This window comes from Allomuricauda sp. CAU 1633, from assembly GCF_017313225.1.
In the GTDB taxonomy this organism is placed as follows: Bacteria; Bacteroidota; Bacteroidia; order Flavobacteriales; family Flavobacteriaceae; genus Flagellimonas.
This window is the reverse complement of record NZ_JAFLNE010000004.1, coordinates 323,329-338,732: the sequence shown is the minus strand read 5'-3', so window position 1 is coordinate 338,732 and position 15,404 is coordinate 323,329. Positions and strand designations below refer to the sequence as shown.

The following is a 15,404-nucleotide window of genomic DNA, read 5'->3' as shown; positions in this document are numbered from 1 at the left end:
AGGGAGAGTTAGTTGTGTACAAAGGCTTATTGAATGGACATGAAATCGTCTTTTACATCGTTTGTGAGCAGTTTGAACACTTGGATGTTACCCTGAATTTCAAAACCTGATAAGGAGTAGTTCAATATTTTAACCCATTTATAGGATAGAACGTGCAGTGTAAAATCAATACCAAGGCAAACTGTTTTTAGTTATAAAATCATCATACACCCTGTTAAAGGCATACCTTATTATATTTTTGGTGCAAATTTTTTGATTTTACCTCTAGCGTAGCCCCATAACTTTATAGAAAGGGCATATGATTTGACGGAAAAGCCGTTCTGGTTGACGGAAAATTTAACATTTAGCACCAAAACCTTTGTCCAATAAGGTCAATCTGTATTGGGAAGAAGAAGAATTACCCTTGAATTAGTTGTAGACAAGCGTATTATTTTATGTTAGGATTATCGCTAAAGCTTTTCTCTAAGATATTTAGCCGTATGGGATTCTTTGCTTTTCACAACTTCTTCAGGAGTACCTTCCACAACCAAATGCCCCCCGTTTTCTCCACCCTCAGGACCGAGGTCAATAAGATAATCGGCACATTTGATGAGCTCAATATTGTGCTCAATAACAATGATGGAATGCCCTTTGCCAATCAACTCATCAAAAGATTTGAGCAGTTTTTTAATGTCGTGAAAATGGAGCCCCGTTGTAGGCTCATCAAAAATAAACAAAGCTTTTTCCTTGGTGTTTCCCTTCACCAAAAAGGAAGCCAATTTTATACGCTGTGCCTCACCACCGGAAAGGGTAGAGGAGGATTGGCCTAGAGTAACATACCCCAGTCCCACATCTTGTAAAGGTTGCAATTTGCTTACAACCTTGTCTTGTTTATGGGTTTTAAAGTGCTCAATGGCATCATCAATGGTCAGGCTTAAGATATCATCTATGTTTTTGCCCTCAAACTGTACTTCCAAAATATCCTTTTTGAAGCGTTTGCCTTCACACACATCACATTCCAAGTGTACATCGGCCATAAACTGCATTTCTACGGTAATTTCGCCTTCGCCTTTACATTTTTCACAGCGGCCGCCATCCACATTAAAAGAAAAGTGTTTGGCCTGGTATCCACGCAGCTTGCTCAACTTTTGGGAAGCAAATAAACTTCGGATGTCATCATAAGCTTTAATATAGGTGACTGGGTTGGAACGGGAGGAGCGACCAATAGGATTTTGGTCCACAAACTCAACATGCTTAATGTGCGAGTACTTGCCTTCCATTTCACTGAATTGCCCGGCTTTTTCTCCATAACCACCTACTTCCTTTAATATAGTTGGATATAAGATTTTCTTCACCAAGGTACTTTTTCCACTACCTGATACACCGGTGACCACCGTTAACATGTTCAGCGGAAAGGTGACATCGATATTTTTTAGGTTGTTTTCCCTTGCTCCCTTGATTTGGATATAATGCTTGGAATTCCTTCGCTCGGCAGGAATTTGAATTTCTTTTCTACCGGTTAGATAATCAGCAGTGAGCGAATTGGCTTGAAGAACGGCGGCCAGACTTCCCGTGGCCACCACTTCGCCACCCAAGGTTCCCGCTTCTGGACCAATATCAATGACTTCGTCGGCCGCTTTCATGATATCCTCATCGTGTTCCACCACAATTACAGTATTGCCCAAATCCCGTAGGGATTTAAGAACCTCAATCAAATTTTCGGTGTCTTTGGGATGAAGGCCAATGCTGGGCTCATCCAAAATATACATGGAACCCACCAAACTGCTGCCCAAAGAAGTGGCCAAATTGATGCGTTGACTTTCCCCGCCCGATAGCGTATTGGATTTACGGTTTAAGGTAAGGTAGCTTAATCCTACTTTGTCCAAAAAGTCTAAACGGGTGGTGATTTCTTTGATCAATCGTTTGGCGATGGTGGTATCATGTTCCGAAAGTTGGAGTTGCTCAAAAAAGAGAACCACTCTTTTTATGGGAAGTTCTATCAAATCTGAAATGGATTTTCCACCAACTTTCACATAATTGGCTTCTTTTCGAAGCCGTTTTCCCTTGCAAACCGTACACTTGGTTTTTCCTCGATACCGGGAGAGCATCACCCTGTTTTGAATTTTATAACTCTTTTCTTCGAGCTGCTCAAAGAATTTATGGATGCCGATAAAATGCTCATTCCCGTCCCAAACCAATTGTTTTTGTTCTTCCGATAATTCAAACCAAGGTTTATGGATGGGAAAATCAAATTTGTAAGCCGAGTTCACCAATTGATCCCGATACCAACCCATACTTTCGCCCCGCCAAGGAAAAACGGCATTTTCATAAACAGATAATGCTGTGTTGGGGATTACCAAGTCTTCATCAATACCGATAACATCACCATAGCCCTCACATTTGGGACAAGCGCCGTAGGGATTATTAAAACTGAACAAGTGAACGTTGGGTTCCAGGAACTTCATGCCATCCAGTTCAAACTGATTACTGAACACTTTGGTTTCCCCACTTTCCAAATTCTCGATGGCACACTGGCCCTTTCCTTCAAAAAAGGCATTGTCCACCGCATTGGCCAATCGATTGTAGAAATCTTCATCATCCTTTACAATGACCCGATCCACGACCAAATCAAATTCTCTACCGATATCCTCGGGAACTTGGTCTATGCGAAGGACCTCTCCTTTATATTTAATACGGGCATACCCTTGTTTGGAAAAAAGCTGCAACGATTTTATGGGGTCGCGGTCTTCCTTAATTAGTATAGGAGCCAGCAAAAGGAGTTTTGTTCCTTCAGAAAGTGGTTTTATATAATTAATGACATCAGTTACCGTATGCTTTTTTACCTCTTTGCCGGAAATAGGAGAAATAGTCTTGCCAATGCGGGCATATAATAGTTTTAGATAATCATAGATTTCGGTAGTGGTTCCCACGGTGGAACGTGGATTGGTAGAATTCACTTTTTGCTCAATGGCAATGGCCGGGGCTATACCTTTTATATAATCAACCTTGGGCTTGTCCAATTTCCCCAAAAACTGACGGGCATAAGAGGAAAGACTTTCCACATAGCGACGTTGTCCTTCGGCATACAACGTATCAAACGCCAAACTGGACTTTCCAGAACCCGACAATCCGGTAATCACAACCAACTTGTTACGGGGAATTACAACATCTATATTTTTAAGGTTATGGAGTTTGGCACCTTTTATGATGATATTATGCTTGGGATCTACGTTGGTAATCGCTGCCATTTGTTAAAATTAGGGGCTCAAAGATACGATACAGGACACTTAATACGTATATTGCACCAGTTAACATATAAAAAAGCGCAAATCACAACATAGTTTTTAGGTCGCCTACCTAAATTTCTATATTTGAGTTGTAATTAAAAAACTGATAGGCCTATACAGAAATAATTACTTTTTTAAAATTTCAACTAAATACCTAAAGTCTTTCTTGGACAGGAAAGACCGTGATATTAACCAAAAAAAAGTAATTTGTATGGAACTACAGATTAATGACTCGATTCTAGTTAAAAACTACATTGCTGGTGATGAAAAGGCGCTTGAGACGCTCATCAACAGGCACAACCAACGAATTTCCAGTTTTATTTATTCCAAAGTTTTGGATAGGGATGTAGCAGAGGACATCTTCCAGGACACCTTTATCAAGGTCATTAAAACCTTGAAGAAAGGGTCGTATAGTGAGGAAGGTAAATTTTTACCCTGGGTAATGCGTATTGCCCATAACCTTATCATAGACCACTTCAGGAAGAATAAAAGAATGCCCAAGTTTGAAGGCAGCGATGATTTCAACATCTTCTCTGTAATTAAGGACGATAAGTTAAATGCCGAAAAGCAAATCATCAAAGATCAAATTGATAGTGATCTTACCTTATTGATTGATGAATTGCCTGAAGATCAGAGAGAAGTCTTGATCATGCGAATCTACAAGGATATGAGTTTCAAGGAAATCTCTGAAAATACTGGAGTAAGTATCAACACAGCCTTGGGAAGAATGCGATATGCACTGATTAACCTCAGAAAAATTGTTGATCGTAAGAATATCGTTTTAACGAATTAATCGGCGTTTTGTCGAACCCTACAATATTTCAATTCTAGCGGCGTTATCTATTTGAAACATTAATGCTAGAATATGGAAAATATTTACTCTGAAGAACAAAAAGCCGTTAAATCGGTAAAAGCTAGCCAAGAAACTATTAATTTCTTACTTAGCTATTCAAAATCGATTCATGTAGTCAACTACAAAAAACATCCATTTGAAGTAACTTTAAACTAAGTTGCTGAAAAACAGATGCAAAAAGAGCCGCAATTAGCGGCTCTTTTTGTTTTTATAATATTCGTTGATGACCGATTTTCGACCAATGGTTTTTGTAATCACATCTTTTTCCAGATTCCAGCCCCTTGCTTGGCAGTATTCTCTACCGTACCAGATAATTTGCAAATGAAGTCGGTTCCAGATTTCCTCAGGGAATAAACGCTTGGCATCCCGCTCGGTTTGCACTACATTTTTCCCATTGCTGAATCCCCAGCGGTACATCAACCGATGAATATGTGTATCTACCGGAAAGGCAGGAATGCCAAAGGCTTGGGAGACCACTACACTGGCCGTTTTGTGGCCCACGGCGGGTAATTCTTCAAGAAGCTCAATGTTTCTAGGAACTTCGCCGTTGTATTTTTCAATCAAGATTTGGGATAACCCATGAATCCCCTTTGATTTCATTGGGGATAGTCCAACTGGTTTTATAATTTCCCGGATTTCATCCACCGAAAGCTTTACCATATCATACGGATTGTCGGCCTCGGCAAAAAGGATTGGAGTGATTTGATTCACGCGTACATCTGTGCTTTGGGCTGATAATAAGACCGCAATCAACAATGTATACGGGTCTTTATGATCTAATGGAATTGGAATCTCTGGATAAATCTCATCCAAAGTTCGGATTACAAAGTCAACCTTTTCTTGTTTAGTCATTTTTGTTTAGTTTTGAATAAAAATAATTAAACAATAAAATAGAGACCGTACGCATATGAATATGTTAAAAATAGGGGATAAAGTACCTGAATTTTCTGCAAAAGACCAAGATGGAAACACAATTAATCTCAGTGATTACAAAGGAAAGAAACTGGTAGTTTTCTTTTACCCAAGAGCCAATACACCCGGATGTACTCTGGAAGCCTGCAATCTAAGAGACAATTACAAAGCTTTGCAGGATGCGGGATATGAAATTTTAGGGGTTAGTGCTGATTCCCAAAAAAAACAATTCAACTTTAAGAAAAAATTCAACTTTCCATTTCCTTTATTGGCTGATGAGGACCATACGGTACTACAGATTTTTGGTGTTTGGGGACCAAAACAGTTTATGGGGAGGAAATTTGACGGAATTCACCGCACCACTTTTGTAATTAATGGCGATGGAGTAGTAGAACGCGTTATTGAAAAAGTAAAGACTAAAGACCACGCTGCACAAATTTTGGATTAAATTTAAAAAGGCGCTTTTAAAAGCGCCTTTTCATTTATCTTAAGCTTCCTCCTTTTCAGAAAGTACTTTTCGGGTAAAAAGTTCTTTTTCCTTGATCATTTCGGCAATGCCCTCTGGTAGTTCTTCTTCCCAGCCGTCCTCGCCATTGATGATCTTTTTTAAGACATCCCTGGAGAAAATGTGCATGATGTCTGGATCATAATCAATAATGTCCATCACTTTTCCATTGTACTTAAAGAATTTGTACAACTCTTTCATCCGCGGGTGTACCTTAATGTTGTTGCTGGTCATAATTTGACCAGTCTCTGGGTCCTTCATGGGATACAGGTACACTTTTAAATCTTTAAAGAACAATTTTCCAAAGGCTTCCAAGATACCTCCGCTCAAATGACGGTAATATTTCTCGTCAAAAATATCTACGAGATTGTTTACACCCATGGTAAGTCCAATTTTGGACTTGGTGTAATTGTTGAAATATTCCACCAACTTGTAGTATTCCTGGAATTTGGATATCAACACCGTATGTCCCATGGAACAGAGCAACTCTGCACGATCCATAAAATCCTGTTCGTCAATTTCCCCAGAAACTTTTAAGTTGGAAAGGGTTATCTCAAAAACCACTATGGTATTTTCGTATTCCACCGTTTGTTCCCGGACAAAGATGTCATACGATTTTTTGAACATGTCCATGTTCACTTTGGTCACGGGCCTGAAGCTTCCCCGTAAGGCCAAAATGTTTTTCTTATAAAGAACAGCCGCTGGCAAAAGGTTATTTCCGTCCGGACCAAACATGACCGCATCCGTCATATCGTTTTTGATCAACTGCAAGCTCATCAAACGGTTATCCACCTCCTTAAAGTTGGGACCTGTAAAGTTGACCATATCAATTTCCACGGTATCCTTGTCAATATGATCGTATAAATACTTCAGCAGTTTTTTGGGCTTATGGAACTTAAAATAGGCACCATACATAAGGTTAACGCCCAAAATACCCAAAGTTTCCTGTTGCAATCGGGCTTCATTTTGTTTAAATCGGATATGTAAAACAATCTCATCGTACTCCTTTTGGTCCGGATCCAATTGAAAACGGATTCCTACCCAACCATGGCCTTTGTATCGTTTGGAAAAATCAATCGTGGCAACAGTGTTGGCGTAGGTAAAGAAAAGATAATTGGGATTGCTCTCCCGACTGATCCGTTCTTCCACCAATTTCATTTCGTGGTCCAACATCTTCTTCAAGCGGGACTGGGTTACGTACCGCCCATCTTCTTCAATACCATAAATGGCATCACTAAACGATTTGTCATAAGCACTCATCGCTTTTGCAATGGTGCCTGAAGCACCACCAGCCCTAAAAAAATGCCGGGCCGTTTCCTGTCCAGCCCCAATCTCGGCAAAAGTTCCGTAAATATTCGGATTCAGATTGATTCTAAGGGTCTTTGCCTTTATGGAAGGGATGTTTTCAAAAGCATTCTCTTTGCTTGGTACGGTAGGCATATCCGAGAGTTTTGTGTGAAACAAAGTTACACTCTTCATTCAATCTATTAAATAAATATGTTATAATTTTGATTTTAATGGATGATATGATGACCATTACCTTTTTGGGCACGGGAACCTCCCAGGGCATACCTGTTATTGGAAGTGATCATCCAGTTTGTCTTAGCAAGGACCCCAAGGATAAGAGATTGCGGGTCTCCGTCATGGTTTCATGGAAAGATTTTAACTATGTCATTGATTGCGGTCCTGATTTTCGGCAACAAATGTTGGCAAATCCTATTGAAAAACTGGATGGGATTTTGTTCACGCACGAACATGCTGACCATACTGCTGGTATTGATGATATTCGACCCTTTTTCTTTCGCCAGGGCGATATTCCCATTTATGCCCATGAACGGGTGATTGCCTCGCTAAAAAGACGATTTGATTATATTTTTGCCGATGAGAACCGATATCCTGGAGCACCAGCAGTTCAGGTTGTTCCTGTGGAAAAAGATAGACCTTTTGAGTTGGGGGACATAGAAATCATTCCCATTGAAGCCTTCCACAATCGCTTGCAAGTATTTGGATACCGGTTTGGGGATTTTGTGTACTTGACCGATGTGAAACGGGTGGAGAAGGACCAACTCAAAAAGATAAAAGGTGCCAAAGTATTGGTGGTTAATGCGCTCCGGAAAGAACCCCATCATTCCCATTTTAATTTGGAAGAAGCTATTGCGTTTGCGCAGGAAGTTTGCGCAGAAAAAACATATTTTACCCATATTAGCCATGTAATGGGATTTCATAAAGAAGTGGAAAAAGAATTGCCCAAAAACATACATTTGGCGTACGATAACCTACAATTGAAGATTTAAAAAGACATGAAGAACAAATTTTTTCTCTATCTGTTTGTATTTGCTGCTTTAGTGGCTTTGTATCAATTTATAAGTACCAGCAATATGCAAAAAGCCATGACTGCTGATGTTGAAGGTCTGAAGGCCGAAGTGGAACAGCTGCAAGATTCCGTTCAGAAAAGTCAGCTTAAAATATTGGACATGCAATATTTTACCTTAGAAAACAATGATGATGCTTTGGCCTATTACGATCACCTTAATTTGGAGAATCCATCTCGCTATATTGAGGACAAACTTTTGGAAACCAATGAACAATCTGGTGATAACCCCTTGATTCCATATGAGGGTATGGAGAGTGATTTTAAAATCAACAAAATCAAGGTATTGAACCATAAATGGATCATTGTTGATTTTTCAGATGGAAAATATTGGGGAGAGCTGTTTGTGCAATACGAATTGAAAGATGACCTGAGCGTAAGCTTTACGCCATTGGACCACTTGCTTTACACCCGAAGCAATTAATAGCTTTCGATTAAACGGGATGTGCTAGATTGTTCCATTGTACAGCCCTCAGCTCCTCTCAAGAAAGGGACTTAAAAAACACCGGAAGACATAATCTCCCGGCGCTCTTTAAAGATAAACAAGTATTTTCTAATCAATTGCAATCGATAGGACCACCATCAGTTATGGACCAGCCTTTGTCATTGGTCAAATAGGTTAGTGCCAGGCCGGTAGACACATCATTACAATATTGAAGCCCGGTTGCATTAAAAGTTATACCCTGTGGGGCATTAGGGCTGGCCCAGCCCTTCAATGTATTGCTATAGTTCTCGGAGCTTAACCCTGAAAAACTCAACATATCTTCCATATTGGTGACACTGCTGATGTCCCATGCCCCAAGGTCACTGTTAAAGGCAACAGCATTGGCGAACATACTAGCCATACCAGTAACACTACTCACATCCCAGTTGCTAAGGTCCCCATTAAAGACATAAGCATTAACAAACATTTCACTCATATTGTTGACATTGCCTGTTTTCCAATCACTGAGGCCGGTGCCTTCAAAGGCAAATGCACCATTGAACATGGAACCCATATCGGAGACATTACTTACATCCCAACCGCTAAGATCCCCGTTAAAGGCGAAGGCAGAACTGAACATGCCACTCATAGTGGTCACTTGGGAAAGATTTGGCACATCGGTGGCGTTGTACACCATGTTCTTACAATCTATGAAGGCATTTTTCATGCTGGCCCACGGGTTGGTGCCCCATTGCTCTATGCTTGCCAATTTAAGCGCGTCAGCTTGAGCGACAAGCTCATATTTATCCATTAAAATTGCTGGAAAGATACCTTTTATGGCTACGGTATGTGCACCCGGTTGGGCATATTGGTGTTGTGCAGCAAAGTTATTGAAGGTAATGTTCTCAACCGTGCCATCTCCCCAATCTATGGTATAGTCATAGGTAAGGTCCGGATCCACCCCAATCTTTACCGATTCATTGTTGGCCGTGGTAACCCACACGGTGATAAAGGAATCGGGGTCCTCGGCCAAGGACTCTATCACATTGGTAACGGTGATGGTAATTTCTGCAAAGACAGGATCATTGACATTGTCGGTTACCTCCACGGCAATAGTATGTTCTTTTACGGTCTCAAAATCCAAAGATTTGCCCGCGGCTAGGCTCAGTTTACCATCTGTGGTAATCTCGAACAAGTTACTACTGTTTGCGGCGATACTAAAAGTGAGTTTATCGCCCTTGTCGGCATCGGTAGCGATTACCGTTCCAATGGTAGCTGTGTCGGTTATGTTCTCGGCAGCAGGGAAGGTCTGCGCCTCAATCTTGGGGGCTGTGTTAGGTGAGATGCTTGGTCCGTCGTCCTTGCTACAGGAAATTAAAAGGCCCAAGGCGAAAAGAGTCAGGAATAGCAATTTTTTTCGTTCCATCTTATAGAATTTAAAGGGTTGAAACCACAATTTCCCAAAACTCCTGCTGACTCTTTGGGACTATTTGACGAATGCTGTTTTTGGGTTGATGTGAGTCCCTTTTGGCTGATGACTTTTGGATTGTTGGAAGTCAAAAGATGAACTTGGACTTAACACTTGAACTTGAGCTTTTTTGACTGCCCAACGCTACCTGACACGAATCCCACAAATTGACGCGAAGGATTTGCTCTTGAACCCGATTCTTAAGCTTGACTCTTGTTTATTTGATTATTGTGTACTGCCTACTGACCTGCTGGACTACTGTTAGTTTGATCAAATATGATTCACCAACCACTTTCGGAAGGAGTAAAAATTTTGTTGAGAAACACCATGTCCAATGGGGAATTCCTCGTAAGTGAAATCAATGTTCAATTTTTTTAGGAAATCAGGGGTTTTTTGCGCCCATTCCACAGGAATCACTTGGTCTACCTGCCCATGTGAAGCATAAATATGAAGCTTACCATGGTCTTTTTGGGTATAGTTTTCTGCTAATATACCTTCATTGATGTAACCGCTCAACGCTACCAAATTCTTCACTTTTTCAGGAAATGAAAGTGCTACGGCATAGCTCAATATAGTTCCTTGACTGAATCCTAACAGTGTGATGTTTTCTTCATCCAAATCATAAGCAGCAATGGCCTCATCCATAAATGCCACAATTTTATCCCGAGACTCTTTGGCTTGCTCATCATCGCTCCATTTCCCATATTCCGCATCAAAATTTATGGCATACCATGCATGTCCAAACGGGTCCAAATCATACGGGGCTCTTACGGAAATCACCTCTAACTCCTCTGGAAGTTCAGAAGCAAATGAAAAAAGGTCCTCCTCATTACTTCCGTAACCATGGAACATGAATAGTCCGGGTTTTTTACCTGATTTCAATGATGACGGGCGCAGTAGGTATTCTAAAGACAACGAGGTTGGGGACATTTTAAAATTTTAGGAAATAAAAGTAAACCATTTTTGAAAATAAGAACCCAAAACAGGCAAGGGTTGGGTCTTTTCATTCAGTGCTTGTAAAAATCCGTAGCCCCAAAGTACCAAATAAAAAAGATACAGCGGGATGGATAGATACACTATGCCCATAAAAGTCAATGCAATCGCCAAAGCATGAAACACCAAATGGATTCCAAAAGCCTGACGAATATGAAAACGGGCAAAGGCATTTTTGGGTTCCATGTTCATGGTGATGGCAATCAAACAGCCCACTATGGTGATGTAGGCTACAATAGCTGTGGTTCTTCCGGGATTGGATTGGCTCAAAATATTAGATTGAAGTTTTTTCGTTATTGATTACACCATACACCTTGCCTTTAAGCTGCGTTCCCAAAAACATGCTGTTTTTTGAGGTGGACAGAATATCTTCAAGACCAAAGATGCTTTCCCCATCTGGGTTGAACAGGGTCAAACATGCCTTTTCACCTTCTTTTAAAATGGGAGTTTCCAGACCAAAACGTTCCCGACCTTTGGTCAATAGCGATACCGTTTCCTCCATACCAAAGATTTGGTTCAGGCTGCCAAAGGCGGTTTCCAGACCAAGGGTGCCGTCGGTGGCATTGTCAAACTCCACCCGTTTTCCTTCAACATCAATGGGAATATGATCACTGGTCACAAAATCGATAGTGCCGTCTTTTAATCCTTTAATCAAAGCCTTGATATCTTGCTTGGTTCGCAAAGGAGGGGATACCTTGAAATTGGTATCAAAATCCTCCAAAGACTCATCGGTAAACATTAAATTATGGATGGCCACACTGCAGCTCACATCCAATCCCTTTTTCTTGGCATTAGCAATCAATTTTACGGATTCCGCCGTTGAAATGGTAGGAATGTGCAATTTTCCTCCCGTGTATTCCAAGATAAATAGGTCCCGGACAATTTGTAGCTCTTCGGCCAAGGCTGGGATTCCTTTAAGGCCCAATCGGGTGGAAACTACTCCTTCATGAACAATGCCTTTTCCTTTAATATGGGTATCCTGTGGATGGGAAAAGACAAGTCCATCAAAATTTTGGGCGTAGAGCAAGGCCAATTTTAAAAGATTGGGATTGGCAATCTGTTGTTTAAAATCATAATAGCCCACAGCACCAGCATTTTTCATATCGAACAATTCGGCCAAATCAACACCTTCTGCATTTTTTGTCAGTGTTCCCAATGGGTACAGATGGGTCGGTTTACCAAGACTGCGTTCTTTCAAAAACACCACATCAGAACTGGTATCGGGCACAGGATAGGTGTTGGGATACAGCACAATGTCTGTAAATCCACTTTTACTGGCCACATGAAGTCCGTTGGCAATGGTTTCCCGTTCTTCATGACCTGGCTCTCCAAAACTCACACCACTATCAAACCAACCTATAGAAACATGTAGGTTTTTAAGGTCTACCAATTTGGTGCTGGAAGGTGTCTCAATAGAAGTGGCAATCTTTTCAATACTTCCTTTTTTAATAAGGATGTCCCGCTTTTTCAAGTGTAGCTCCTTATTTTCTGGGCACACGATTTTTGCAGGCTTCAGCAGAATGTTCATGTAATGAATTTTTGGATGAGTACCTCGGTCAACACCAAAAGCAACGCTAAAATAACAAACCATTTCCAATAAGCGGTAATATTGCTTTCCGCTTCCAAGTATTCAAAAAGGGAAGCAATGGAATCTTGTGTATTGGTGTTTGGTATACTTTCAACCTCCAAATAATTGAGTTTGCTCTCGGTCCTTGGATGGTTAAAACTGATATTTTGTAGCAGTTGTCCCTCTTGGTTGATGGAATAGATGCCATCTGATGTCGGGTTTTGGTCAAAAGTCAACCGAACCCGGTTGGGAAAGGTCTGTTGCAAGGGAATAAAATCATAATCCGTTTTGGATACGTTTAAAATATCATCACTACCCAAGTTGGTAGAGATATCCACTGTGCTGATTTCTCCAAGGATATGGTATATCTCCGGCATCTGAAGACTGGTGGTGGCCATATTATAAAATGTGGGCACAATTAAAGGTGAATTTTTAAAGTTGGAGTTATCGGTTTCCAGTGAGGCGGTAAACATGTAAAACCCATCATTTCCCAATAAAAAGACATCATTACCCTCCAGAGCCAGTATTTTGGACATTCGCGATTGCACCTTATAATATTCTTTTACCGTAGGGTATTGAAAATTGGTCACTTCCTTTTCAAATACATTTTTGTACAATGGATGATTAAAGGAAATCGAGGTCACTTTGGTGTTATTGGCCACCTTTTCGCCCAGTTGCTGGCCTGAAAAAGAAGATAAAAATGAATTATAGGAGGTTACATCGCTCTCGTTCGAAGGAACAACGATAAGGGTTCCGCCATTATCCTTAAAAGTTCTGAGGACGTTTTGTAGACTGCTGGGAATGGATTGTAGATTGTCCAAAACCACCACATTCTGTTCATCCAAATCGCTGTAATTCAATTGATTCAATGGGACCTTCTGGAAGTCAAATTCCGTATCCGGGTATAACCGCTCCAAATAATTATTTTCCGAAGCACTGATGGCCAACACTTTTATTTTTTCCCGTTCGTTGATGTTGAAATAGAACCGATTGTCATAGCTCAATCCATTTTCGGTAATGCTGAGCCTTCCGTTGATTTTTGTATTACCCGGAATGGAAAAGACCACTTCCGCTGCGCCATTGGAATCGAATTTAGCCGCTGATTTCGCGATGAGCGTATCATTATTGAACAGAGAAATGGGTAGATTTTGCTCTTCTGAACCTCCAGAAAGTAAAGCAGTTAGTTTGGGCTGTTCCGATAATTCATCAGCAAGGTAAATGGAATCAATGGCAATATTTTGGGCTTCTCTGGGTTGAATGGGAACCAGATAAGTGGTCATTACTGAATCTGGAGTGGTATTGTTGGAGGCAATTCGTTGTTGGAAATCAGAAACGAGAATCAGGTTTTTAACACTACTATTCGATTTTGAAAATAAGGTAGCCGCTTTCAGTTTAACTTCATCAAGATGTAACTGTTTATGGGAGTAGGGGAGCGATAAAAGTATATTTTGAATGTCCTTTATGTTGACATTATCGTATGTGCTTTCATTGGTGAACAAGCTAAAAACGGTTTCACCATCTATATTTTTAATAAGGTCCTGAACTGCCTTTTCCAATAGCGATAATCCATTGGTCTTAACCTGCATACTGAATGAATTATCCAAATAAACCACAATCTCTTTCTCCTTGAGAGCAGTTTCAGTAGATGAAAAAGGCTGGGCAAAGGCAATGATTAGGGCCGCCATCAATAGTAATCGAGTCAACAGCAGTAACCATTTTTTTAAACTGTTGCTCTTTCGGGATTCGGAAACCACCTTTTGCAGCATGGCCACATTGGTAAAGGGAGTCTTTTTATATCGACGTAATTGAAAAAGATGAATGAGGACAGGAATGACAAGTAGTGCGAGGGCCCAAAGAATTTCCGGATGTTTAAACTGCATTCCCAACATTGATTGAACAAATATAGGGATTAAAATAGTGCAGGGATATAAATTTCATTGTTAAGGGAGTGGTAAATGTGATATGTGGTTAATGGTTTGGTTTAGGGGTCAAGGGGAAAAGGGTGAAGGGGAGGATTCTCAGCAAAAAAAGAAATAATCGTGCATGGGTTGTTGCTCTAATCCCTTAAGGAAGGCTCTAATTTCATTTTGGGCCTCTTCATTGGCCACGGTGATAATGCTTTGTGGATTGTTTAAACCCTTCAATGATTCAAAATGCAAGAGTTGCTTGCCGTAAATTTTCTTTCCAATTTTATTGGGATTGTCACACAACCAAGTGAAATCGATTTTCTGTTTTTTAAGTTTTTTGGCAATGGTTTTGCCTTTGAAACCAGCTCCCCAAACGGCCAAAGGTCGATTGAAATTAAAATCCAACTTCAAAAAATAATGGAGCTTAATGTCTAAAAAATAATTCTGGGCGTAATGTTCATGGGTGCGTGAGGTTCTGGTATCATAATCGCGCCATAAATGTAACACTTCATTACAGCGAATGATTTTTAATCTTTTTTCATAAAACCGAAAGGTGAGGTCATAATCCTCTGGATATCTATCAGATTGGAAGCCACTGCAAGCTTCAAAATCTTCCCGAAAAGCCATCCAGCAAGGGGAGGGGATGACACATTCCTTATAGATTTCACTATAATTTGTCCCATTTGCCGTCAACTGGTTTAACCAGGTTTCGTAGCGTTCGTATCCGTTGCTGATACCTCGGTCTGAAAAATACCGAACTTGCCCCACAGCCACATGTCCACTTCCGGATTTCACCAATGAATTGACCATCACTTCCAATCTATTTGGCTTCATGATGTCATCCGAGTCCATTCGGGTGACAAATTCTCCACTACTTTGGTTATATGCTGTCCGTAACGCTGGAATGATTCCTTCTCCTTCATTGTTGAAGACTTTTAACCTAACATCTTTTTCTGCATAAGATTTTAGAACTTCAAGACTGGCATCATTGGAGTGGTCATTTACGGCAAGTACTTCCCAATTTTGGTGCGTTTGATTTAGAATGGAGTCCAGACATTCGGGAAGAAAATGTGCGGTATCCTTAAAGGGAATACAAATACTTACCTTGGGATTTTGCATACTACAAAGAAACTAAATC

The 15,404-nt window shown here is 40.5% G+C and carries 13 protein-coding genes; 4 read left to right on the top strand and 9 right to left on the bottom strand.

Features of this window, described 5'->3' with window-relative positions:
* Positions 1-449: 449 nt before the first annotated feature.
* Positions 450-3,227, bottom strand: a complete 2,778-nt coding sequence (uvrA, locus tag J0X14_RS13675; protein WP_207098357.1) for an excinuclease ABC subunit UvrA — start codon at positions 3,225-3,227, stop codon at positions 450-452.
* 250 nt (positions 3,228-3,477) lie between these two features.
* Between uvrA and J0X14_RS13670 the strand changes: the two genes are divergently transcribed.
* Positions 3,478-4,059: an RNA polymerase sigma factor gene (locus J0X14_RS13670; protein WP_207098356.1), complete on the top strand. Its 582-nt coding sequence runs from the start codon at positions 3,478-3,480 to the stop codon at positions 4,057-4,059.
* Positions 4,060-4,308: 249 nt separating this feature from the next.
* Here J0X14_RS13670 and J0X14_RS13665 read toward each other — a convergent pair whose 3' ends face one another.
* Entirely contained in the window at positions 4,309-4,971 is a 663-nt protein-coding gene (locus J0X14_RS13665; RefSeq protein ID WP_207098355.1) for an endonuclease III domain-containing protein, read from the bottom strand.
* Positions 4,972-5,026: 55 nt separating this feature from the next.
* Between J0X14_RS13665 and bcp the strand changes: the two genes are divergently transcribed.
* On the top strand, positions 5,027-5,479 hold the full coding sequence (gene bcp, locus J0X14_RS13660) for a thioredoxin-dependent thiol peroxidase (protein WP_207098354.1): 453 nt from the start codon (positions 5,027-5,029) through the stop codon (positions 5,477-5,479).
* 39 nt (positions 5,480-5,518) lie between these two features.
* Here bcp and J0X14_RS13655 read toward each other — a convergent pair whose 3' ends face one another.
* Positions 5,519-6,976, bottom strand: a complete 1,458-nt coding sequence (locus J0X14_RS13655) for a TonB-dependent receptor (RefSeq protein ID WP_207098353.1) — start codon at positions 6,974-6,976, stop codon at positions 5,519-5,521.
* 89 nt (positions 6,977-7,065) lie between these two features.
* Between J0X14_RS13655 and J0X14_RS13650 the strand changes: the two genes are divergently transcribed.
* Together J0X14_RS13650 and J0X14_RS13645 are read left to right on the top strand one after the other, a co-directional pair.
* Positions 7,066-7,830 (top strand): MBL fold metallo-hydrolase, encoded by a 765-nt coding sequence (locus J0X14_RS13650; protein WP_207098478.1) that lies wholly within the window; start codon positions 7,066-7,068, stop codon positions 7,828-7,830.
* 6 nt (positions 7,831-7,836) lie between these two features.
* A complete protein-coding gene (locus J0X14_RS13645) occupies positions 7,837-8,331 on the top strand; it encodes a hydrolase (RefSeq protein WP_207098352.1) in 495 nt (164 codons plus the stop codon).
* A gap of 133 nt (positions 8,332-8,464) precedes the next feature.
* On the opposite strand, the gene J0X14_RS13640 is transcribed toward J0X14_RS13645, so the two are convergent.
* From J0X14_RS13640 to J0X14_RS13615, 6 genes are all read right to left on the bottom strand, one after another.
* A complete protein-coding gene (locus J0X14_RS13640) occupies positions 8,465-9,757 on the bottom strand; it encodes a BspA family leucine-rich repeat surface protein (RefSeq protein WP_207098351.1) in 1,293 nt (430 codons plus the stop codon).
* A gap of 312 nt (positions 9,758-10,069) precedes the next feature.
* Entirely contained in the window at positions 10,070-10,729 is a 660-nt protein-coding gene (locus J0X14_RS13635) for an alpha/beta hydrolase (RefSeq protein ID WP_207098350.1), read from the bottom strand.
* 9 nt (positions 10,730-10,738) lie between these two features.
* Positions 10,739-11,062, bottom strand: a complete 324-nt coding sequence (locus tag J0X14_RS13630; RefSeq protein ID WP_207098349.1) for a hypothetical protein — start codon at positions 11,060-11,062, stop codon at positions 10,739-10,741.
* Between the two features lie 4 nt (positions 11,063-11,066).
* A complete protein-coding gene (locus J0X14_RS13625) occupies positions 11,067-12,320 on the bottom strand; it encodes a dihydroorotase (protein ID WP_207098348.1) in 1,254 nt (417 codons plus the stop codon).
* Positions 12,317-14,239 (bottom strand): BatA domain-containing protein, encoded by a 1,923-nt coding sequence (locus tag J0X14_RS13620; RefSeq protein ID WP_242528032.1) that lies wholly within the window; start codon positions 14,237-14,239, stop codon positions 12,317-12,319. The genes J0X14_RS13625 and J0X14_RS13620 overlap by 4 nt, the downstream gene beginning before the upstream one ends.
* A gap of 138 nt (positions 14,240-14,377) precedes the next feature.
* A complete protein-coding gene (locus tag J0X14_RS13615; protein WP_207098347.1) occupies positions 14,378-15,385 on the bottom strand; it encodes a glycosyltransferase in 1,008 nt (335 codons plus the stop codon).
* Positions 15,386-15,404 lie beyond the last annotated feature (19 nt).